General features: G+C 56.8%; 16 protein-coding genes. 9 read left to right on the top strand and 7 right to left on the bottom strand.

The window, feature by feature from the left end; all coding sequences use genetic code 11:
* Positions 1-7: 7 nt before the first annotated feature.
* The 5 genes from H8B20_RS22720 (at position 8) to H8B20_RS22700 (ending at position 3,950) form a co-directional block, all read left to right on the top strand.
* A complete protein-coding gene (locus H8B20_RS22720) occupies positions 8-667 on the top strand; it encodes a FadR/GntR family transcriptional regulator (protein ID WP_115146337.1) in 660 nt (219 codons plus the stop codon).
* Positions 657-1,961, top strand: a complete 1,305-nt coding sequence (locus H8B20_RS22715) for a CynX/NimT family MFS transporter (RefSeq protein ID WP_200610974.1) — start codon at positions 657-659, stop codon at positions 1,959-1,961. Before H8B20_RS22720 ends, H8B20_RS22715 begins: the two co-directional genes overlap by 11 nt.
* A gap of 156 nt (positions 1,962-2,117) precedes the next feature.
* On the top strand, positions 2,118-2,588 hold the full coding sequence (locus H8B20_RS22710) for a nuclear transport factor 2 family protein (RefSeq protein WP_210624691.1): 471 nt from the start codon (positions 2,118-2,120) through the stop codon (positions 2,586-2,588).
* Positions 2,589-2,627: 39 nt separating this feature from the next.
* Positions 2,628-2,930 (top strand): GIY-YIG nuclease family protein, encoded by a 303-nt coding sequence (locus H8B20_RS22705; protein ID WP_042557776.1) that lies wholly within the window; start codon positions 2,628-2,630, stop codon positions 2,928-2,930.
* Positions 2,931-3,014: 84 nt separating this feature from the next.
* On the top strand, positions 3,015-3,950 hold the full coding sequence (locus H8B20_RS22700) for a glutathione S-transferase family protein (RefSeq protein WP_210624690.1): 936 nt from the start codon (positions 3,015-3,017) through the stop codon (positions 3,948-3,950).
* 52 nt (positions 3,951-4,002) lie between these two features.
* Here the strand turns inward: H8B20_RS22700 and H8B20_RS22695 are convergent, their stop codons facing one another.
* The 5 genes from H8B20_RS22695 to H8B20_RS22675 form a co-directional block, all read right to left on the bottom strand.
* On the bottom strand, positions 4,003-4,353 hold the full coding sequence (locus tag H8B20_RS22695) for a glutaredoxin family protein (protein ID WP_008083649.1): 351 nt from the start codon (positions 4,351-4,353) through the stop codon (positions 4,003-4,005).
* A complete protein-coding gene (gene yejK, locus H8B20_RS22690; protein WP_274611391.1) occupies positions 4,353-5,120 on the bottom strand; it encodes a nucleoid-associated protein YejK in 768 nt (255 codons plus the stop codon). Before yejK ends, H8B20_RS22695 begins: the two co-directional genes overlap by 1 nt.
* 184 nt (positions 5,121-5,304) lie before the next feature.
* On the bottom strand, positions 5,305-6,480 hold the full coding sequence (locus tag H8B20_RS22685) for a restriction endonuclease (protein WP_169904311.1): 1,176 nt from the start codon (positions 6,478-6,480) through the stop codon (positions 5,305-5,307).
* A 308-nt stretch (positions 6,481-6,788) separates the two neighbouring features.
* The gene (locus tag H8B20_RS22680) at positions 6,789-7,634 is read right to left on the bottom strand and encodes an abortive infection family protein (protein ID WP_169904310.1); all 846 of its coding nucleotides are present in this window, start codon (positions 7,632-7,634) and stop codon (positions 6,789-6,791) included.
* A 66-nt stretch (positions 7,635-7,700) separates the two neighbouring features.
* Complete coding sequence (locus H8B20_RS22675) at positions 7,701-7,991, bottom strand: hypothetical protein (protein ID WP_169904309.1); 291 nt, start codon at positions 7,989-7,991, stop codon at positions 7,701-7,703.
* A gap of 721 nt (positions 7,992-8,712) precedes the next feature.
* Here H8B20_RS22675 and H8B20_RS22670 point away from each other — a divergent pair.
* On the top strand, positions 8,713-15,312 hold the full coding sequence (locus tag H8B20_RS22670) for a hypothetical protein (RefSeq protein ID WP_169904308.1): 6,600 nt from the start codon (positions 8,713-8,715) through the stop codon (positions 15,310-15,312).
* A gap of 278 nt (positions 15,313-15,590) precedes the next feature.
* Here the strand turns inward: H8B20_RS22670 and H8B20_RS22665 are convergent, their stop codons facing one another.
* Both H8B20_RS22665 and H8B20_RS22660 read right to left on the bottom strand, forming a co-directional pair.
* Positions 15,591-16,094 (bottom strand): type III toxin-antitoxin system ToxN/AbiQ family toxin, encoded by a 504-nt coding sequence (locus H8B20_RS22665; RefSeq protein ID WP_169904307.1) that lies wholly within the window; start codon positions 16,092-16,094, stop codon positions 15,591-15,593.
* A 371-nt stretch (positions 16,095-16,465) separates the two neighbouring features.
* A complete protein-coding gene (locus H8B20_RS22660) occupies positions 16,466-16,675 on the bottom strand; it encodes a hypothetical protein (RefSeq protein WP_169904306.1) in 210 nt (69 codons plus the stop codon).
* A 414-nt stretch (positions 16,676-17,089) separates the two neighbouring features.
* Between H8B20_RS22660 and H8B20_RS22655 the strand changes: the two genes are divergently transcribed.
* From H8B20_RS22655 to H8B20_RS22645, 3 genes are read left to right on the top strand one after another with little or no spacing between them, the layout of a single operon-like run.
* Positions 17,090-17,374, top strand: coding sequence for a hypothetical protein (locus H8B20_RS22655; protein WP_169904305.1), 285 nt, complete (start codon positions 17,090-17,092; stop codon positions 17,372-17,374).
* Entirely contained in the window at positions 17,367-21,788 is a 4,422-nt protein-coding gene (locus H8B20_RS22650; protein ID WP_169904304.1) for an NACHT domain-containing protein, read from the top strand. Before H8B20_RS22655 ends, H8B20_RS22650 begins: the two co-directional genes overlap by 8 nt.
* The gene (locus H8B20_RS22645) at positions 21,788-23,278 is read left to right on the top strand and encodes a multidrug DMT transporter permease (protein ID WP_169904303.1); all 1,491 of its coding nucleotides are present in this window, start codon (positions 21,788-21,790) and stop codon (positions 23,276-23,278) included. The genes H8B20_RS22650 and H8B20_RS22645 overlap by 1 nt, the downstream gene beginning before the upstream one ends.
* Positions 23,279-23,318: the final 40 nt, after the last annotated feature.

The raw sequence follows: 23,318 nt of genomic DNA, 5'->3' as shown, positions 1-23,318 counted from the left end.
GAATCCTATGTCAGACATTTCTCCTCTTGTTAAACGGTCCTTGGTCGATCAGGCCCTGGATCAATTGCGTCAGCGCATCAACAGCGGTACCTGGCAGGTCGGCGAGCGATTGCCCACCGAACCCGAGCTGTGCGCCGAGCTGGGCATCAGCCGTAACACCGTGCGTGAGGCCATGCGCGTGCTGGCGTTTTCCGGGTTGATTGAAATTCGCCAGGGCGACGGTAGTTATCTGCGTGCGGTGATTGATCCGCTGGACACCCTCAAGGCGCTCTCGCGTTGTTCGCTGGAACAGGCGCGGGAAACCCGGCACATCCTTGAGGTCGAGGCCATTGGCCTCGCGGCGTTGCGCCGCACCGATGAAGACCTCGTCGCCTTGCGTGAAGCGCTCGGCACAAGCGGCAGCCATTACCACGGCGATCTCGACACCTACATCGCCTGCGATCTGGTGTTCCACCGCCGTTTGGTCGACGCCGCGCATAACCCGACACTCAGCGAGCTGTATCGCTATTTTTCCAGCATCGTCGGCGCGCAATTGCGTCAGACGCTGAACATCGTTCCGCGCCGTCAGGAAGTGTTCGACCTGCACATCGAGTTGCTCGATGCCGTCGAACAACGCGACCCGGAACGGGCCAAAGCCTTATCCAGGCAGTTGATCAATGAACCTTGAAACCGAGAAATCCATGCCCCGCAACGAGATATCCACAGCCCCGAAACGCACGGCAGAGCTCGAAGAGCTGCTGATCGATGCCGAGGCTGATGACGAACAAGTACAGCAAAGCCATCCGCTGGTGCGCCGGCCATGGCTGTTGCTGCTGGGCTTGATTCTGGTGGCGCTGAACCTGCGTCCGGCGCTGTCGAGCCTGGCGCCGCTGCTTAGCGACGTATCGAAAAGCCTCGGGCTGTCTGCCGCCCAGGCGGGTCTGCTGACCACGTTGCCGGTGCTGTGCCTGGGTCTGTTTGCACCGCTGGCGCCGATTCTGGCCCGGCGTTTTGGTGCGGAGCGAGTGGTGTTGGGGATTCTCCTGACCCTCGCAGGCGGGATTATCTTGCGCAGTAATTTCGGTGAGATCGGTCTGTTTGCCGGCAGCGTATTGGGCGGCGCCAGTATCGGCATCATTGGCGTGCTGCTGCCGGGCATCGTCAAACGCGACTTCGCCAAACACGCCGGCACCATGACGGGTGTTTACACCATGGCGCTGTGTCTCGGTGCCGCGATGGCGGCGGGATCGAGCGTACCGTTGAGTGAACACTTCGGCAGCAGCTGGGCCGTGGGTCTGGGTTTCTGGGTGATTCCGGCGCTGGTCGCTGCGGTGTTCTGGCTACCACAAGTAGGGCAGAAACACGGTGCGCACAATGTCGCTTATCGCGTGCGCGGACTGTTGCGTGATCCGCTGGCGTGGCAGGTGACCTTGTACATGGGCCTGCAATCGTCGCTGGCCTACATCGTGTTCGGCTGGTTGCCGTCGATCCTGATTGGTCGCGGTCTGACGCCGACCCAGGCCGGCCTGGTGCTGTCCGGTTCGGTGATCGTCCAGCTCGCCAGTTCACTCGCGGCGCCGTGGCTGGCGACTCGTGGCAAGGATCAGCGTCTGGCGATCGTGGTGGTGATGTCGCTGACCCTCGGCGGTCTGTTCGGTTGCCTGTATGCGCCGATCGAAGGCCTGTGGGGCTGGGCGATTCTGCTCGGTCTGGGGCAGGGCGGTGCATTCAGTCTGGCGCTGACGTTGATCGTACTGCGTTCGCGTGACTCCCATGTCGCAGCCAACCTGTCGAGCATGGCCCAGGGTTTTGGCTACACGCTGGCGTCGATGGGGCCGTTTGCAGTCGGCGTTGTGCATGACTGGACGGGCGGCTGGAATGCGGTGGGCTGGATCTTCGGCATCATTGGCACGGGGGCGATCATCGCGGGCCTCGGCGCCGGACGGACGCTGTACGTGCAGGTCACAAGCGAAAAGATCTGAAAAGCGCAGTTCCCCGTGGGAGTGAGCTTGCTTGCTCCCACAGGTTTTATCGTCGCCTGAAGGCCAAGAAGGGTATTCGGTGCACGAATGCCGATAGTGTTTCCGCGCTTTGCAGATTATCGTGCTGGCAATCTGTCCATTCCTTGGAGTTTGCCCATGAGTGACGCCCACGCTGCGTTGATCACCCGCTTCTATCAGGCTTTCCAGCGACTCGACGCCGAGGCCATGGCTGCGTGTTACACCGACGATGTGGTGTTCAGCGACCCGGCCTTTGGTGAGCTGCGTGGGCGCGATGCTGGCGACATGTGGCGAATGCTGACCTCCCGCGCCAAAGACTTTTCGCTGACTTTCGACAACGTTCGCGCCGATGAGCGCAGCGGCGGTGCGCATTGGGTGGCAACGTATTTGTTCAGCCAGACCGGCAACGTCGTGGTCAATGATATCCAGGCACGCTTCGTGTTCCGAGACGGCAAGATTTGCGAGCACCACGATCATTTCGATCTGTGGCGCTGGTCGCGTCAGGCCTTGGGTTTCAAAGGCCTGCTGCTGGGCTGGACGCCTCTGGTGCGCAACGCAGTGCGTGCCCAGGCCCTGAAGGGACTGAAGGCATTTCAGGCCGGTCGCTGATAAGATCGCGGCCTGTTTCCTGCGCGTCTTGATCCCGAAGTGACCAGCCTTAGCGAAAAATCTGTCGATGTTGTCGAGCCAGTGAGCAAGTCCTGGTTCGTCTACCTCGTGCGCGCGGCCAACGGTTCGTTGTATTGCGGGATCAGCAACGATCCCGCGCGCCGTTTTGCCAAGCACCAGAGCGGCAAAGGCGCGCGCTTCTTCCTGTCCAGCCCGGCCACGGCATTGGTTTACACCGAGCTTTGTCGCGACAAGAGCGACGCTTTGCGGCAGGAGCGGTTGATCAAAAAACTGCGCAAGAGCGCGAAGGAGTGTCTGGTCGCGTCTTATCAATCTGACTGATCGGTTCCCATCAGCCAGATCTGTAGGCTGCTAAGTAAATGCGCGCTAAGCTGCCGACTCACTTTCTGAGCGGCGGAGCCGAGCATGTCCGAGTTGATTCTGCATCATTACCCGACCTCTCCATTTGCCGAGAAGGCCCGTCTGCTGCTGGGCTTCAAAGGTCTGTCCTGGCGCTCGGTGAATATCTCGCCGGTAATGCCGAAACCGGATCTGACCGCCCTGACCGGTGGTTATCGCAAAACCCCAGTGCTGCAGATCGGCGCTGACATCTATTGCGACACTTCGTTGATCGCCCGCCGCCTGGAGCAAGAGAAGGCGCAGCCGTCGTTTTTCCCCGAAGGTCAGGAGATGACAACCGCCAGCTTCGCGACGTGGGCGGACTCGGTGGTGTTCCAGCATGCCGTCAGTCTGGTGTTCCAGCCGGAATCGGTTGCCGTGCGTTTCGGCAAATTACCGCCGGAAGCGATCAAGGCGTTTATGGCCGACCGTGCCGGCCTGTTCAGTGGCGGCAGTGCCACGCGTTTGTCTACCGAGCAGGCCAAGCATCAATGGCCGACGATCATGGCGCGTCTGGAGCAGCAGTTGCAGCGCGAGCAAGGTGACTTCCTGTTTGGCGGTCCATCGATTGCCGACTTTGCTTTGGCGCACCCGATGTGGTTTCTCAAGGCGACCCATGTGACAGCGCCTCTGGTGGATGAGTATCCAGCCGTCGTCGCATGGCTGGGACGTGTGTTGGGCTTCGGGCATGGCGCTGCGAGCGAAATGACGTCCGAGGAGGCGCTGGAGGTTGCACGCAATGCGACACCAGCGGCATTGCCGGATGAACAGTTTGTTGACCCGAACGGGTTCAAGGCAGGCCAACAGGTGGCAATTGCCGCGACGGATTATGGGGTTGATCCGGTGGTGGGTGCGTTGCTGTTTGCCGGTCTTGAGGAGCTGATCGTGCGTCGCGAAGACGAGCGTGGCGGCGTGGTGCATGTGCACTTCCCGCGTTTCGGTTTCCGTATCGAGGCCCGCTGATTTTTCAAGTCAGATGCAAAACCTGTTGGGGCGAGCCTGCTCGCTCCCACAGCTATTTCAGGGCTGCGAGGATCTCGTCCGGATCAAATCCGCGAATCAACGTGCCATTCACATCGATCAGCGGAATCCCGCGTCCACCCAGTGCCTCGTACGCCTTGCGCGCCTCGGCATCCTTCTCGATGTCGAATTCCTTGAACGCAATCCCCTTGCTGTCGAGAAAGCGTTTGGTCTGCTTGCAGTAGCCGCACCAGTCTGTGGCATAGAGCACGACATTAGCCTGCGCCCGCGTCTGCTCAGCAACCATTTGCGACGGGTTGAACACCCGCTCGATCTTGCCCCAGTTCTGATAAACCACGACCACCAGCAGAACCAGCGCGACCTTCTTCAGCACATTGCCGAGCATCAGTTGCGGCGCTTCAGCTGATCGGTCAGCGAGGTTGGCAGACCCTTGATCATCAGGGTGCCGTTCTCTTCGTCGTACTCGATCTTGGAGCCCAGCAGGTGCGCCTCAAAGCTGATCGACAGACCTTCGGCGCGACCGGTGAAGCGGCGGAATTGATTCAAGGTGCGTTTGTCCGCCGGTATCTCTGGCGACAGGCCGTAATCCTTGTTGCGGATGTGATCGTAGAAGGCTTTCGGGCGTTCTTCGTCGATCAGCTCCGAGAGCTCTTCCAGACCCATTGGCTCGCCAAGTTTCGCCTGGCTGCTGGCGTAATCGACCAGCGTCTTGGTTTTCTCGCGAGCGGACTCTTCCGGCAGGTCTTCGCTCTCGACGAAGTCACTGAAAGCCTTGAGCAGGGTGCGGGTCTCGCCCGGGCCGTCGACGCCTTCCTGGCAGCCGATGAAGTCGCGGAAGTATTCCGAAACCTTCTTGCCGTTTTTGCCTTTGATGAACGAGATGTACTGCTTGGACTGCTTGTTGTTCTGCCACTCGGAAACGTTGATCCGCGCGGCCAGGTGAAGCTGGCCGAGGTCGAGGTGGCGTGACGGGGTCACGTCCAGCGAGTCGGTGACGGCCACGCCTTCGCTGTGGTGCAGCAGAGCGATGGCCAGATAATCGGTCATGCCTTGCTGGTAGTGTGCGAACAGCACGTGGCCACCGACCGACAGGTTCGACTCTTCCATTAGTTCCGGAGCCTTGCTAACTGTTACATGTGTTTTATCTTCCATAAATCAGACACTTACCTAATTTAACTTTTTTCGTGTTTTTTATATGCGGAACGACTTTATAGCTCCCTTCCCGCATAGTCGTATTCCCAGGGTAACTCCTAACGAAGTGTGGCGCGTTTGTGCACAACACTCATGAGCACTGACATCTACGGACTGCCCGTTATCCTGCCTGACGGGTCCCTATTTAGTCCCAATGGTCGAACCCAACTGGTCTGCCGTTCCAAGATGAAAAAAGCGTTCGCTGGCCCCAATACTGCACTTCACCACGTTCTTCTGTCCGCGTTGCACGGAACACCGTTTCTCGGTATTCAGCGACTTCAGCACCTTGATTAAAAACTGGCATTACTTGCCCCATTTGAATGTCTCCGGAGATTCGGACACTAGGTATGTGGGCGAGCAAAGCGGACGACCGAGATTCGCGCAGTACGATGCAAAAGCTCGGATAACGCCGATCGCCCACCACCAGACGAGGATCTACTCCTCGAATTTGGATTTCTTGAAGTAAAGGTAAAAGTTCTTGAGCGGCTAGAATTCGGTTGCGGGCCATAATCATTTCTTGTGCCGACTCGTGGCACCACTGTGCCAGATTGCTGGTATCTGCCAAGATGAGCCTCGAGCCTGCCTGCTCGGCAAAACGGTGCACTCCAGGTAGATAACGCGAGGAAGTAATAAATAGGCCGCGACTAGCCTTGTGACGGTCCACATGAGCTGAAAGGGCCGCAACCGCATCAAGCTTGATGGGATTACCGGGCGCATAACGCTTCACCTGTACCAGCGTGAGCAGGTCGCCAATCGGATCTCGTTGCCAGATTCGTAGGTCTACACCTTCATCTCCAGAACCAGGCCCGAGCTCTGTTTTCCATCCTCTAGCGGCGAAGATGCTGCTGATGAGTGTTTCAAACTCGCGAGGAGCAAGCCGATGGAAGTCTTGCGCATTCGCCGCAAAATGAGCGTATAGGTCACCGCTGACATCCGCCGTGTCAGCCTCAACCAATCGACAGATCCATTTCCAGCGTGCTACGCGATAGGCTGCTTGAGCCAAATCATTCTCGTCATCGATTAAATGGTATCCCCATATGCACGATTCATGGCATTCCAAGTAGACACCAACTGACTCAAGCGCACGACCTAACTCCTGTGCCTCCTCGTGATCCCACTCGAGCACGGTGTTTATCGGGCTCTCCGCACACAGTAGAAGTAGCGCGCCACCAGGCCAAGGTTCGTCATCATAGTAAGCCACAGGGTCTGTATGGCAGGCGTCGTACCAAATATCATGGTGCTTAGCCCACTTAATCGTGATGCTGATGATCTGAGCGACCAGTTTATGAACCGCAGCTTCCGAGGCCGTGTGGATATCCATTGCCGTCATTCCGTCTGTAAACCGAAGCTCAACGATGTCGATAGTGCCGTGCCGTAGTCGACTTCTCACTTTGATATCGCGCAGCTTCCCTAGCTTATTGGGAATAATTCGTACGTTTTGCGAAAAAAGAATGGTGCCGTGCCTTGCGTCACTCCTCCGTTGTAATTCCGAGATTTTCGATCATTTTCACGTTTATCGATTCAATCTTGGCCGCAGTGTTTGGGTTATGAGCAAATTATTTTTATGCGTAGCTTGATATAGACTGCAGATATCCATCGGTCTTTCCGCGATCAGTTGAAATTTGGTAGCTATGCCAGTCGACGCTCACGTTTCGACAGCTTCCCGAGCAAGTAGGCCGAGATAGTCCCCACGATCTCGATAGCGGCTTTAGCCTCCTCTGAGGACAGATTGGGGACCCAAGGTCTCCCATGGCCAGCACCCTGCTTGTTGCGAACTCGATTGACGCCGAGAGCTGCGGTGAACAGGCCACGCTCCATCGATTTAATCGCTGGTTCACCAGGCTGTTCGGGAATTTCTGGCACTGCTAACTCAAGGGCAATGAAGGCCATACCCAAAAGGCCTTGAAAGTTCGCCTTTTCTGGATAACGCCCCTCAAGGCTCATAAGCACGTGAGCTGCGGTGGCCTCTAACAAATCCTTTCCAGTACCTGCTATGAGAGCCGCATCTTCAGCCCCCTTCTGAGCACGAAGAGCATAGGCCCACAAAGCATCAGTTAATTCCGACCCGACAAGCGCAGTCAAGACTTTGGGAGATACCGTCCCATCGTCCGCAAGATTAAATCCCTCTGCGTTGAAGGCTCCCCTAGCGTTATCTACGGCCTCGCGGCCCACGTAGTTCGCAGACGTTTCACGGAAACCGCCACAGGCCCGGATTTTAGATAGAAGCCCAGCGACTAAGCGAGAACCCGCCTCAGGCTGTAGTTCCATCGCACTGTAGAGCACCGCACGAACTCGCTTCGCTTTGCCAATGGTCTGCCCTTGCTGCTTAGGATCATGCTTAGAAAGACCTGCGGTGTTCACTTGAAACTCAATATCGGCATGGGATGGCTCCCGGTAATTGCCATTATTTCCAGAGTCGTCTACGAGCTGAGCCAGTGCATGGACGATCGTATCTGTAAGTGGGATGTTATTCATAAGACTCTCACCAACTTTTCCCGATTAATGCGCTACTTTGGCCTGTGCCGCTTTCGCGATCCCTACCTAGCGGGACAGCAATGGATCAGGACAAACGTTCCCAGCGTATAAGGCGAGAGTCTCCATCTGTTCGCTGGTGATTTCCTCTCGGGCGGATGCGGCCATAACCATGCCGAGCGCGATGCCACTGGAGTAAACATCGCGTTTCGCGTGCAGCTCAATAATAGCCCCGGCCAGCATCCATCGCGCTCCAAAAGGGAGGCGCTCTACAATAAGTCGAATTTGAGTCGGAAGCTCTGATAACAGTTGCTGTGCATTAGCTTCTGCCATCCGGCGGGCATGGTTCTTGTCGATCAAGGCGAAGTCTCCAGTCAAAATTCGATTCAGGTATCAGCCGTGACCGATACAGCAAGCGTGATGACACCCTATTCCAGGCCGGTAATGCCTACAAGCGAAAGGTCGCGGAAAATGAGTTGGGCGGCCTCGTGTCAGTACGTTGTGACGGTTCACTGCAGAGTATGGACTACTGATCTGAGCGCTTTGTAATGACAGTCAGAGCTCCGCACGATGTTCACCGTTTACGATCGGCAGGTTGGGTCGATTTCAGCCAATCAAAACTAGGGTCATCTTGGCCGAATCGGAAGCAGACGACTGGTCGGGGAGTGCAATCACCAACCGTCGCGTCCGGATGACAGAGCTGAGTCGTGGGCAAATGCAACGCAAACAAGTGGTCAAGTCGGATGCAATTCCCCAGCCGGTAGAGAGCGGCTGATTGCCTGCGGAAACAAACGCTGGTAGTTCAATAAGGTCAGCCAAAAACGGACCAGTCGAGCAAGTCGTAAATGCTGTTCAGGCAAACGCATTGCCCAGAGCCGATGAACTGCGCTTGGGCGCCCAAGCTCATTACTCCGGTCGGCGGCTTAAGCTCTTGCCTGTGATCTACCGCCACACTGCGTGGTATTGTCGATACCAAGCCAACAGGACGTGGAAGCAGTCCTATCTGATCGGCCGTTGATGCCGCAGGCGACTAGGCTGGCTTATGAAATCAGGACGATAGACGGGATGCATCAAGCCAATCATGAGTAACGACGAAACTGGTACAGCAACGATTGCAATCGACAAAGTTCGCGCATCAAAGGCGGGGCATGCCTTTCATGAGGCTTGGGCCGCGCGGACAGCCCTTGAACTTCTGCCGCCGTCAACCGACCTTACTGCCATAACGCTCGAAGGATTCGATGAGCGCGACGAGCAGAGTTTGGGAACCGGTGCAGTCGAGATCGCCGACCTTGTTCGATACCACGGCGCCACTAATGTTGCCGGAGCGCACCTGGTTACGGTCGTTCAGTTCAAATACTCGATCGCGAGTGCCGAAACCGCAGTTCGAGCTGCTGACTTTGCATCAACTCTCGCCAAGTTTGCCACGACCGATGCAGAGCTTCGGGCGATGCATGGCGATGACCATGTTATTGCCGTGGTCAGGTATGAGTTTGCCACGAACAGGCCTATCCACGAGAACTTAGGGAAAGCGATTTCAGCGGTTGTGGCGGGCACGCAAGAAATCGGTGACGTAGGCCGACAAGCAGGTCAGATCGCACAAGCTCTGAAAGAGTATCCCCACCCCCTTGCTGACCTGCTGCAACGATTGGAATTGGTCGGCAGCAAGGGAAGTTTGGCCGAGGCGGAGCGTGCAATTTCAGTAGTGCTGGCCGCATGGAGCGAACCTAGCGATCCGGATGCAGAGAAGCGCCTGCTCAAGTTACGGAATCTCATCAGGATCAAGGCGGGTCCCGGGAGCGAGACGGACAAGCGTGTTGATCGGGTAGCTGTCTTGGCTGAGCTGGAAGTGGAGCACGAGGACCGTCTGTATCCAACGCCCGATGCGTTCCCCGAGGTTGAGGTCGTCATTCAGCGCACCGTTCTTGACCACATTGCAATACTCGCCCGCGAACCAGGTCTTCCTCTCGTCGTTCATGCTGCAGGTGGCATGGGTAAGACTGTATTAATGCAAGGCCTCGCCGACCGCTTGCGAGCCGATGGCCCCGTGGTGCTTTTTGATGGTTTCGGCGCAGGTCGTTGGCGGGATCCAGCCGACGGCCGGCACCTTCCGGAAAGGACGCTCGTCCATCTTGCCAATCTAATGGCTGGGCAAAGCCTGTGCGACATTCTGTTGCCAGTGGCGGACGTGACGGGTTTGATGAGGGCATTCCGCCGACGGCTTGCCCAGTCGGTAGAAGCGGCGCGGCGAGCTCGCAGTGAAGCATGTGTTTCACTGGTGCTTGACGCGATCGACCATGCTGGGCTTGCCGCGCAGGAAACCGCGACATCGTCATTCGCACATCTTCTAATGCGCAGCATCAGCGTCGACCCTATCGATGGTGTTCGCCTTATTGCATCCTGCCGGACTGAGCGGCTCAGGCTGGCAACCGGCGATACCTCGCATCGCCTTTTCGCACTTCCATTGTTTACTGACACGGAAGTACGCGCCCTTGTCGAACGGCGCGTGCCGGATTCATCAGCCGACGAGATTGCTGCTCTGCTGACCCGGTCAGGTCGCAACCCACGCTGTCTCGATAGCCTGATCACCACCGGGCGGCCTTTTGATCCAGTGATTTTTCCTGACGCCCTTGAAGAGCCGCAAGATTTGCTCGACGTCCTGCTTCGCAAGCGACTCAACGATGCGCGTGAAACTGCACGTACTCGCGGTGCAAGCGATGCAGACATCGATCTTCTACTCACAGGCGTCGCCTTGCTGGCTCCCCCAGTTCCTATCGAAGAGCTTGCTGCAGCACATGGCCTGGTCGCGGAGCAGGTTGAAAGTTTTGCAGCCGACCTTGCTCCCTTACTTGAGCGAACGCCACACGGCTTGATGTTCCGCGATGAACCGACCGAGACTTTGATCCGATCAAACTACGGCGCTAGCCAAGCCGGTCGAGATCGTGTTATCGCCGCCCTCCAAGAACGCCAGGCCACCTCAAACTATGCAGCGCGAGCCCTGCCAGCGTTACTTACCTCTCTACGAGATGCCGATCAACTCATTCAATTGGCCTATGACCCACGCGCTCCACGAGGTGCTTCACAAGTAAGCGTACGCGACATCCGCTTGTCGCGGATTACAGCTGCGATAGGGCTGGCGGGAGAATTAAACCGCCGCGACGATCTAATGCGCCTGTTACTGGAGGCGTCGCTCGTTGCTGCGGGACATGAGCGATCCGACCGCTTTCTATACGAGCATCCCGATCTTGCAGCTGTAGCGGGTGACGCCGAAGCACTACGACGGCTTTCCGCGACCAATGTTGGTTGGCCGGGGGGAAAACACTCTGCTCTTGCACTTGCGAATGCCTTCCTAGGCGACCGAGAGGAGGCTCGTCGACATGCTCGGCGATCAATCGATTGGCACAATTGGGCGGCGCAGACCAAACGCAGCGGACGTTTAAAAAAATCGTCCACTTCAGGGCAATGGGACGATATTGGCTTCGCCTATGTCGAAATGCTAGCGGGTAATGACGTGCGCGTTGCGGAGTTTTTTGCTCGTCGAGCCGATAGCGATGCCTTCGCTAAATTTCACGACTTATTCGACCTTCTGGATCGACACCAATGTTCCCCGCACCCGCCCAGAAACCGTATTGCAATCCGATTGTTGCGTTGCCGACTCCCGTCTCCAGCGCTCTACGCTGCCGCGCTTCTATTCGCCGGTCGCGACCCATCCCATGCCCGCAGGCTCATACAAGCGCTGGCAGCCGTCGTTTCTGAAAATGGAAAAAGCAATGGTTTGGAGATGGCCAGCGTGTCCGCGTCGGCGCTGGCAATTGACCTTGGCTTGGAGAAAGAGGCAGCAGTCATCCTCGCCGCAGCTACACTTACACCGCCGACCATCTACGACTATTCAAGTCAGTATCCGATCGCTCCCATAATCCACGTGGTCGTGCTGGCTGCGGGAGTTCGAGCGTCCCTGAAACGAAAAAATCCCGCCTTGATCGATATCGCGCCGACCGAACTTATCGAGTTAGTTCCAGCAAGTGCGCGGTCACGGGGTGGTGCAACCTTCGTCCGGGTGCTAAACCAGAAGCTGGAGGCTCCGAAGTTCGATGGAACTCGCTCTCGCCGAAAGAGGCACAATCGCCTGGATGAGGAACAGCGATCCGGCTATTCACGTACTCTTAGCGGCCGGATCTTACCGCTTCTGAACTACGCGAAGGATGTTGCCGACATCATTCGCCCACCAAGTGGAAAAACGCGAAGTGAGGTGGTAACCGCTGCCTTTGACAGACTTGTTCGCGAGGTCGAACAGTCATCAAACTATCCCTATCGCGACGGGAAAGCCTATCTTGCGCAAATCGGTTTCCGAGTGTTTTTTGATCTCGCCGATACATTAGGTGAACTCAACGCGACGCTTGCGAATCGAATGGTCGAGTGGGCAGCAAACGCTCCGGGCCTATTCACGCCGGAACTCACTAATACAGTAGCTCGACTGTCACGCATCCTCGACTGCCATGATGCTGCGCTAGTTCTTGCCGGTCATATCGAGCGCAAAATTCAGCTCGATACCGATGTTGGGAGCAAGGTTTCATCCTACGGTGGGCTTGCTCGCGCAGTCTGGCGAGTCAGCACGGAAGAGGCGGCAGCCTATTTCCGTCGTGCACTCGACCTTACGGAAGCGATAGGATCGGATGATTTCGATCGTACTAACCACTTGCTTGAGCTGACGGGCCACTATTCTGGAGGCGAACTTTCACCGGCGTCGGCGCATACCCTAGCCCGCATTCTCGAATTAAATCTAAATGAGGACAGCAAACTCCCGTGGGCCGAATATGCCAAATCTATGGTGCCGACTGCCGGTCGAGCCACGTTGGCAATCTTGGCGCGGTTAGATGATCGCGACGTAGCTCGACTCGGACTGTCACTCGGCCCAGCGCTCACTTCCCTCATTCGCGAATCGAAGATATCGGTTGAGTCCGCCGTCGCTTTGTTTGGTTTGGCTGCTCCTATCGAAACCTGGACGTGGCATATCTCGGACTTCGCATCAGAGGTCATTAGCCGTTTGCCACAAGAGCGAAGGGAATGGTTCTTCAATTTGCTCCTAATCGAGCTTGATCGCGATGATCAATTGTCGCCTCAAAGAAACACGATCGAAGGTCTACATGACCTAGCTGAACACAATCTCCCTGCCTCCTCCCGAGCGCGAATACGAATCCAGAAGTTACTCGCTCGCCTCGGCTCCAAGCTCGCAACTCAGATGATCCCGTCTCCAGCGACTCCTACAGAACCGCCAATCGTCTTCCCGGTTGACTTCACGGATCCAGATAATATCGATCGTCAGATACTTAACGAGGAGGTCGACCGATTTGGACGACGATGGCCGGTTCGGACGCTGACTGATTTGGCGAAGCAAGCAAACTCTCCGGCTAACCGTCTTGGGTTCGTCCGCGCAGTCGTTGAATCAACGGCTGCCACGCTTGCCGACAAAATCCGTGCGCTGGACGGTCACTTGACCGCGTGGAGTAATTCGTCGGCCGCTATGCGCGATGCGCTTCCAGACTTAGGGCTGCGGTTGGCTACCAAGCACGCTGCCGAGCTCGCCAGTTCCAGTACTGACGCATGGGGAGACTGGAGGGGGCTGGAGCAATATTTTCATGCCAACCGGGCAACTCTTGTTGAGCACGTAGTTGCCGCCCTGCGGAGCACTGCGAATAGCCTTGGAGGTAATGCCTGGCTTGCGCTCGCCGCGAGGCTGGCACCTGACGTCAGTCCCAGTGCAATTTCGGAAGGTCTCGAACGGTTTCTGGCGAACACAGGTGAAAAGCTGCCGTCCGAAGTTGGCGACGGACCATGGGACGCTCGTTTTGCGGTTCCGCTCGACGAGGCGACATTCGTAGCGGGCCTAGTGTGGGCGAGGCTTGGCCATCCAGTTGCGGCAATGCGCTGGCGCGCTGCTCATGCGGTTAGGCGCTTCGTGGCAACCGAACGGTTTGATGTAGTCGAAGGACTGATTGAGCGCTTTGAGTCTGTATGGAGCTTACCTTTTGGTGATGCGAAGCTCCCTTTCTATGTAATGCATGCGCAGCTCTGGCTGTTAATAGCTCTCGCTCGCGTGGCAAAAGACGTTGCTTTCGCATTAGTCCCTCATCGCGCTTTCTTCGAGCGAGTTGCCCTTTCTACTGAGTTTCCGCATATCGTTATGCGCGCCTTCGCGATCGACATACTTCGTGAGCTTGCGCAGACAATGGCATCCGAAGAGCAGGAAAAGCTTATTGCCAAACTTGCCCCAGCGAACCGGTCGCCTTATCCATACGCTCCGAGTACTGATCATCGCCAGCTTCGATATGCGCCTAGGCCAGACGTATCACCACAACCGGAGGATAGCTTTTACCTCGACTACGACTTCAACAAATATCACGTTGAACGCTTATGCGGTGTTTTCGGCTGTCCAGGCTGGAATGTGAAAGACCAAATCAACGCATGGGTACGGAGATGGGACACAAACGTTCGGGCAATGCACGACTGCCCACGTAGCAGTAGTCATGACGAATCCTGGTCGTCGGGATACGTTCCCGACCGAGATCGGTATGGTGGATACCTCGGCTGGCATGCCCTCATGCTTGTTGCCGGTGATCTACTAGCAACACGTACGGTTGTCGAAGAGGACTGGAGCGGCGATGCTTGGGCGGCATTCCTGAAGGAATATACGCTGTCACGAGACGACGGTCTCTGGCTTGCGGATCTCACCGACCTGTTTCCGCTCGACCTTACCAAGGAAGCGGACATACACATGCCGGAGAGCGGTGAGACCAGCACCATCCGCGAAGACGGCAATCTGCTAGGTCCATTAGTGGGCTTTTTGGAGGACAAGGTCGTAGCGAATTGGGTCCCAGCTGTGGGACGCTGGTCGATTGGCCCAGACACAACCATTACGCTTCAAAGCGTACTGGCGAATGAACGAGATGCGCAATCGGTGGTCATGGCGATTATGTCAGACGAAGCATTTTTTCGATGGTTACCCGGCGATCAAGAAGAGATTACCCGTGAATTCGGCTGCGATGGTCATACGATTCAGTCATGGATCACAACGACACCGAACCCCGAGCTGCAGCTAGATCGGCATGATCCCTACAGTTCCACTACCGCCCTTTGCCGGCCTTTTCCATCGGATTGGACGCGAGACCTGCTGGGAACAGTCGCGAGTGATGAGGTAACACGTCACTGGTGGATCGATGGAAAGGAAGCATATCGTGCCGAGGCCTGGGGGGCCGAGGGTGGCCGGGGTGAACACGCTTGGAGTAACACTGGATACCGATTGCTTGTAACCCGTGGCACGCTACTTTCATTGCTGAAGCAGACCGACAGTAGTCTTGTCGTTGCGCTTAAGCTACAAAAGTACAATAGGGGAAAGTCTAGCGGACGCATTGGTGACACCAGCGCCTTCACTTATCGTTCGCTGGTGGTCGTAATAGACGACCGGGGCCAGGTTTGGTCGCCACAACGCCTTTCGCGACAAGCCAAAAAAGCTCTCCAAAAGCTTGATTCGAACCAATCGCAAAACCTTTATCATAGGTTCCGCGCGATTGCTGACCTGCCTGATGAACGGGTAGCTCGGTACAACGAACTACGTCCAGATTACGATGAACTGTATCGGGCGTTTCTCGAAGGGCGCTCGCCTGAACAAACAGATGAGGGGCTTTGACCCCTACTGGGACCTCAGGGGATTTGGGGAAAGCCCCAATTGGCATATGGGGAATGGCCGTTCACTGCATCACTTGATGCCCAGTAAGTTTTTTACTGGATATGTATGTCCGCTTCAGCCGATTTCTGCCTGTTTCCCTGAAAGCAATCGGCCAGAAGCAGCCATTTATGCGCGTCTAGAAATCTTGGGCGATTCAAGCGTGCGGTTTGGGAGCAATGGAACAGAAAGAGCACTTAAGCCCAGCGATCGCTCGCAGGCACTTACGAACTCTAATCGGCTCATTCTGGCTTCTTGTAGTTCTTATGCTCGTCCACGAGCTTCGGGATGTCGCAGGAAATTTTGACGAAGAAGTCGCTGCGCTTGATGACCACATGCTCGTAGAGCTTGGATGCGCGGTCGATGATTTCCTGGCGGTTCGCCTTGATGAATTCGTACTGGCGGTAAAGCATCTGCTTGTAGCGCCCTTCCTGGGCGTCAATGTCTAGTTCGACTAGCTCGCTATCGAGCACAGGAACCATGTAGTTCAGGGCGATGAGGCCAAGCTTGTTGTCTGGATTGGTACGCTCATGCAGCTTGAAAGCAGAGCACGACGACGACTGGATGCGATCCTGTGCGGGCTTGTAAGAGGTCAGAGGGGCTAAGAATTTGTGATTGCCTATCTCCAGCAATATACCGACGTAGACCTTTTTGCCTTTGTACCCTGCACCGCCATTGTTGGGGACCTTTCCATCGAACTGCTGCAAGAAGGCGATGTAGTCGTCCGTAACCGTGTAAAACCTCATAAATCCCCTCGCCAAGGCAAAAAAAAGTGGCTTTCGCCACTTTTTTACTCGCCTTTGAGGCGGCGAGAGCCTGATTTCAAGTTCGCACTTAGGGTAGCGTATCACCCGATTTCAAGCTCGCACTTAAGGTAGCGTATCACCTGATTTCAAGTTCGCACTTAAAGGTAGCGTATCACCTGTGGCGGATATCATAAGGCTACAGGTCAAACACGTCAAGCCGCCTACACATCATGGGGGTGCGGGCAGGCGCTGGGCTTAGGTGCTCTTTCTGCTCGATTACTCCCCAAACCCAAGCATCATGACCAAGAGAAAGGCATGCCTCACCCCAGTAGACGTAGCTACACGCTAGAACAGAGGGGGCTAGCTGCTGGTTACTCAGTAAACCCATGATAAAAACCGACTGATACGACCGCCTCCACAAATCGTTTGGCAGTTTCTCGATCCATTATTACCAATTTTCCATCGACGTTAATGTAGATGCTGTCTTCTGGGTAGAAAGAAGATCGACCGATTTCTACGTCCATTGAGGTTCTATTACCTTGATCCTTGATCGTTTCTTCAAAGTACATGGTAGTTGCCATAACAATATCCTTTTGCGTGTGGGAGGCGGAATAGATCGATGTGTTAACTACTTAGCCCTTTGTGGGTGCCGATTCCAGCTTGCTCAGGCTAGCGCCCGTAAAGATCGGTATCAATACCCTGGGTCATGTTCTTCGCAAGCCATACGCGTCGGACGATTGTGTTGAAAATATCGGCCCAGCCTGGCTGCCCCTGCCTTGAGCAGTGACGGCGTTTTTTTACACGCTGCCACGTCAAGTCTTAGTCGTGATCTTTCTGCACAAAACATGGCTTTCAATCTCAGATGCGTTCCTTTATTCAATGAAAACGAAGCCGACTTTTTACATAATCGTTCCCCGAATCGATGTATTAGATGCCTGGCTCACACAACAGGCCGTAGGCGCTCCAGCGGTCGCTTCTACTGCGTCGAGGCTTGAATGACTTCGCTCTCGGTCGCAACGATCCTCGCCCCTGCGGTCGCTTTTGCCCGCTACAATCGCGGTCTCGTGCGAGCATATGAGAAAGCTTTGATGAAAGAGCGCAATCGGGAGCACCTTCTGAGGATGGAGTTGGGCGTCGAGCTTGTGCAGCACATGTTGATCTCGCGCTTCCCGGTGGTAACGGACAACCCGCGTATTGTTGTCTTTAGTCGCATCACCGAGTTCGCGGTACGGACTGACGGTATCGTGGCGGCCTCTGAAGTTGAGTCCATCCATGTCTGAAGACATCAAGAACACCGCGATAACTGCCGCGGGTTACATCTACCAAAACCGGCAAGGCCTCCGAATCCTCTGTGATTGGCTTGACGCGCCGGCTCGCTACACCCGGGTGAGGTTTGAGTGCGACGACGAGGCCGTCGCGCCGATGGGGCTGGATGACATCGTTGTCGAGCGTGCAGATGGTCTGGTTGATCTCCAGCAGGTCAAGTTCACCCCGTCCTCACACGTGCATCCACTCTGCTGGAATTGGATGCTCGAGAAAACCGGCAAGACGGCGCGATCGAGGTCGATGCTGCGCAAGTGGTTCGATGCCTTCAAGGCGCTAGACCCGGCGCGTACTGGCGTGCTCTCGTTGACGACCAACCGCCGGCCGGACGCCGATATCGAAGCTTGCCTGGACGGCGGCAAGATCTCCTTCGCCAAGATCCCAGAGCCCAGGCGTTCTGAGGTCCTCACCGAACTTGGTGGTGAGCAAGACTGCGAGACGTTCTTCAGCCAACTGCAAATTCGTCACAGCGACAAGGGTTTTGACACGCTGGAGCAAGAGGTCGATGCACGACTTCGCAAGCACGGCACTCTTGAGGGCATTGCTACCCTCAAGAACGTTGCGTTGAACTGGGCAACGCGGAAGAACTTCCCGCCCCCGGACGGTTGGATCACGCTGGAGCAGGTCCGCACCATCCTGCGGTCGACACCGCCGGCACCTTTACCTGAGGACTTCGTTGTCCCCCAGGGTTACGAGGTGCCCGACGAGACATTTCATCGGGAGTTCGTCCGTGACGTCGTCGGCGCTACCGGGAGCGCGATCGTGCTCACGGGGCCTCCTGGCCGTGGAAAGAGCACCTACCTGAGCGCTCTGTGCGACACGCTCGCCGAGCGAGACATTCCCACGGTCCGACACCACTACTTCCTCTCTACGACGGAGCGGGGGCGCGACCGGGTGAACAGCTACGTGGTCGAGCAGTCCATCGAAGCACAGGTCAAACGATTTCATCCCGATGTTCAGGCCCCAGCGGGCGACCTACGTTCGCTCCTCGAAGCGTGTGCTTCCCACTACAAGAAACTGACCAAGCCATTCGTTCTTGTCCTGGACGGCCTAGATCACGTCTGGCGCATTAACGCTGAGGACAAGCGGCCGCTGGACGATGTGTTCTCCCAGGTGATTCCATGCCCGGACAACATGGTGCTGCTGGTTGGCACCCAACCTGTGGACGACGCCCAATTGCCGACGGACCTGCTTGCCTTCGCGCCCAAGGCCGAGTGGCGCACGCTACCGGCGATGTCTGAGAACGCAGTCCTGTCCTATTTACGTAAGGCATTTCAGGAGGGCAGGCTTACCGCTGGCTTCGAGGGCAAGGATGGGGCGGAAACGCAACTGCAGGAGGCCGCAACCGCGCTTCGCACGAAGACAAATGGCCATCCTTTGCACGTCATCTATGCTGCCGCGGAGCTTGAGTATGCCGGTCGCAGCTTGTCGAAGTGGGATGTCGAGCAACTGAAGGGAGACTTGAGCAAGGATGCAAAGTTCTACTACGCATCGCTTTGGGAAGGCCTTCCTCCAAGTCTCAAGGACACGCTGCGGCTCGTATGTGCCTTCTCGTTCTTCTGGCCTAGGGATGCATTCGGAGAGATCGCCGCGAAAGTCGGCGCGGCGGAGCCGGACGTCGCTAAAGTGGAGCATCTGCTTCACTCTTCGGCGGCTGGCCTGAAGGTTTTCCACGAGAGTTTGGCGGTCTTCGTGCGTGCAACCGCAGGCTACGCCGACCGTATCAACGAACTGATGCCTGCTGTTGCAAGCTGGTTGGAGAGCACTGCGCCCACCTCGCTACGTGTGAACTGGCTCTGGACGGTTCAGGCGAGGTTGGGTAACCCCAAGAATCTTATCGCGGGCCTCACCCGCGATTGGATCATGCTCCGCCTGGAGGAGGGATATCCAGAGCCGCTCTTTGATACGCTGCTGTCCGATGCTCTGGTCGCAGCGCTGGACACCAACGAGTTCGCTGAAGCCTTTCGCCTAGAGCACCTTAAGGCGCGAATGGTCGGTGGCAGTCAGTACCAGATGCAGAACGACGACATGGCTAGGCTGATCTCGTTCACGTTGATCCTGACCGAAGAGGATGGTGTCGTGCGAGAGGCTGTGGCCTCCAGGCATGAGGCGGACATCTTGCGGCTTGCCGCGCTCGGATTGGCCCTGCGTGCTCGGGGCGACGAAATTGTGGCCGAAGCGTGTGGAGAAGAGGCGCTTCGACGGTTCAGAGGCCTGAGCCGGTTCTCCGACAGGTACTCGTCGAGCGCCGGCTCAGATGAGTTCCAGTTCCTCATCGACGCATTTGCGCGGCTTGGTGCCATCGGTGCAACCCCGACAGCGCTGGCCCAGCTAGTTTCCGAAAACGGGCCGGCCGTTTGGCTGCCGCGAGTCCAGATGCTTGTTGAAGAAGGCAATTTAGATGACTTGATGACTGCCGCTGCTTCGCTCGCCCCTGGTGAAAGCAAGAACATCATCAGCGATGCGTGCGTCCGTGCGGCGGCGACCGCTGGAGTGAGTATCGCGGAGCGCGATGACTTCAACGAGCTTGAGCGAACCCCCTTCGTCGCTGCCGTAGAAGCGGCTAGCACGCGGGCCTCCAAATCGTTGAAAGCGCCTATCCCCATTAAGTGGCTCAAGGGCAACTACTACGAGCGCAAGGAAGATCTGGCGACACTCGCGCACCACTGGTTTTTCAGCGCCGTTCAACTGAGCCTGTGTATGGCTGCGGAAGGTCAGACTGCCTTTGAGTTCGTGCGGGCCCCCGTCTACGAAGACAGGAAGAACATCACCGACTTCCTCAACGCGCTCTCTGTGGCCGCGGCGCAGGTTGCGCATCATTGGTGGCGGGGAGAGTTCGTGGACTTCCATGAGCTGTTCGAGTTGCTCAAGACGGTGGAGTTCAGGCGTTTCAGGCAAAGCCATGACGCGAGCTCCGCGGCCGAAGACTTCCGGAGCGCGCTACATCGCATTGCCTGCGACATCCGTCTTGGGAGCATCCTACTAGACCACTTCGACGATGTGGCCCTGACCGAAGAAACCATGGAGGCGGCCAGGCAGCAGGCTTGGTTTGACAGCGCGTCCTTCCGCACCCAGTACGCGACCGGAATGTTGACGAGGATGAGCGACGATGCGGCGGCGGCGTTCGTTCAGTCCCAGCGTGGCCTGCTTGATGCAGAGATCCGCCAGGAAACCAGCATACATCTTCAGACGCCGCTCCAGCTCTGTGCCATTGCGTTAGCCCATGGGTTGAGTACCAGTGCTCGCGAGTTGTGCAAGCAGACGTGGGAGCTGACAACCGGCTATGCGCATCGCAAGGACCCTACGCTGAACAACACGGTCGACGCCATCGGCTACCTGGTCGATGTTGCACCGAACGACGCTCGCCGGTTGCTCGGCCTTATCGCGCCGCAGGTCCATCACGTCCTGGACTACACCGATGGGAAGGGCACCAGACATGTTCTGGCCGCCGCTGATCGGCTGCTTGCGAAGCTGAGACCGTCAGCTTTGGTGACCAAGTACGAGGAGCATACGCACGCAGGCGACTGGTCGCAGGCGGAGGACAGTCTGCGGGAATACGTGGAGCAGGGTGTCAGGGATGGTTGGCCTCTTGACGCGCTGATGCGAACCGGTCTGCATCCGGAGATCCATGACGCGCTGAATCGAATTGCACGGGAAGGCAACTCCAGCGCTGTGGAGCGACTTCGCGTACTTCGGGAGCACGTTGGTTGGGACATCGGCCTGCTGCAGCGAACGGAACGTCCTGGCAGCGATAGCGAGAGCAAACCGTACACGGGAGATGTCACGACCTTTGCACCCGAACAACTCGGCGACCTGCTCGACAGTCTATCGACCAGCTACAACGAGAAATTGAGGCTTCTTCGCGACTGGTATCAACATTGGGACAAGGCTGGGCAAGGAAAGCGACTGCTCGCGGCACTCGACGGCTTGCTTCTATCGGGAGAGGGCAGGCGCCAGGGCGTCTTGGAGCTGTCTGACTTGGCATTTCAGACAAGACGCAAGCTGAGTGGAGCGAAGGCGGCATGGAAGTACCTCGTCCAAGCGCACATCCATAACGGTGCCTGGGTCGGATTTGTGGAGAGAGAAGAGGCTACCTGCAGAAGGCTCGATCTAGCCGTCAAGCACTATCCACAACGCTGCGACGAATTCGTGGCTGCTACAACTTACGGCATGTTCGGCAACCCCGAACCGCCGCGTGTGGCGCCTACGGAATTGATGGTCTACTTCTATGCACGACAAAAGCGGATCGCGGAGGCCGTGAAGTTCGCCGAGATGATGGTCAACTGCGTCATTGAAGACACCCGGACCCTACCACTGGAGCGGCCGCGCTGGGCGGCGGAATTGAACTCCTCTACGGGATTGGAGGCTTGATGGACGAACTTCGCATCCTCATTGCCCGGCTTGGTTGGCCGTCGACGTCTGCAAGGTGGTGGACCATGCAGGAACTGGCCGCTCGTCTAAATGAGCCAGCTTCGAGGGACGAAACCGAGTCCGCACTGCTCCAGCTGCTGACTACGCGCAAGCTTGAGGCTGAAGTAATCGAGGTCCTATGTATCTACTGGATGGCGGCACAAGCCTACGGCTACTCACCCACTCCTAAGCTGGCTGAGAGCATCCCGAGGTCATCCATCCTTTCGGACCTGCTACTGGAAAGCTTTAGTATGTTTGCCGAAGCCGACGATGAAGAACTGGAGGAGGTGCCCGAGGAGTTCGTGATCCCCCAAGACTTTGATGGAGTGCAAGGCTCAGATCTGCCCCGGATCTTTCGGACTTCCATGGGCGAGCTCGAGAACCATACAGGGCTACCATTTGTCCGGCAGATGGCTTTTGAGTGGACGGCGAATCGATCCGCCTACCCAGACGCCCCGTTCCAAGGAGACCCCTGGCACTTCTCGCGCCCCCTAGGCGATGGTTTCATCGGACAGCTCTCCTCGCGGACAGCCCTTCGTGCTATCTCCGCCTACCTTCGCACGTTGGCGGTGGCTGAAGAGTTCTGGGGCATGCCAACGGATCGGGCTGAAGCTAGTGCTCTATTGGCCTTACCAGTTCATCCGACGTTGGCCCTGCTCAGGCCTGAGCGCCCGATTTGGTTCCCCGCTACAACTGACTTCGATGGCGATAGAGAGGCTATCGAATCATCTATGCGAGGCTTGGTAGCCCGCGTAAAAACAGCGCGGCCGGATGACGAACTGATCGCTTTCGCTTCTCCAATATTTGTTTCAATGGAGCGGTGTGTGGAGGTTTCACTCGTCCGGTGGTCACAAGCTGAGGAGAGTAGTATTGCCGACGCTGACTTGGCCGCACATCTAGAGGAGTTCTGGGCCGACGGTTGGATGCTTCGTAGTGCATCTCCTGAACCTTTGAGCACGACAACCGTGTTCGCTTCCCCCCCGCTAGATAGGCTGATGGAGGACCAATGCAAGGCTTGGCCGCTTGCCGCGCCGCTTGGTATCGACCGTTTGGGGTATCTCCAACACGACCTATATCCTGGAAGGCTTTTTCTTCCGACGCTTCCTAGCACCGACCAAGCCGAACTTACTCCTCGCGGGGGACAGTTGGAGATTAAGGTTGACGAGCAGGTCATCGCGGACCTCTGTTATTGGAATGCGGGTTGGGGAACTGCGCGCCCCATGCAGTTCAGTGGTAACTGCGGTACAGCACTTACTTCACGAGGGCGGTGCTATCGGGAGGGGGAGGACGCACTGGAAGGTGCGATGCGATCATTCTATCTTTGGCAGGTGAAAACACTGCACCGGTCCAACACTTTCGAGCCCTTCAATCAAACTCTGACGACGGGAGCGATGTTTTGTAGTGGTCAACTGATCCCGGACACGACATCTGCCGGCGAGGGGGATTCGTAGCACAGAAAATGACGTCCGCCCGACGTTAACGAACTGCGTC

This window comes from Pseudomonas sp. P42, from assembly GCF_017973755.1.
In the GTDB taxonomy this organism is placed as follows: domain Bacteria; phylum Pseudomonadota; class Gammaproteobacteria; order Pseudomonadales; family Pseudomonadaceae; genus Aquipseudomonas; species Aquipseudomonas iridis.
This window is presented reverse-complemented; position numbering and strand designations above follow the sequence as displayed.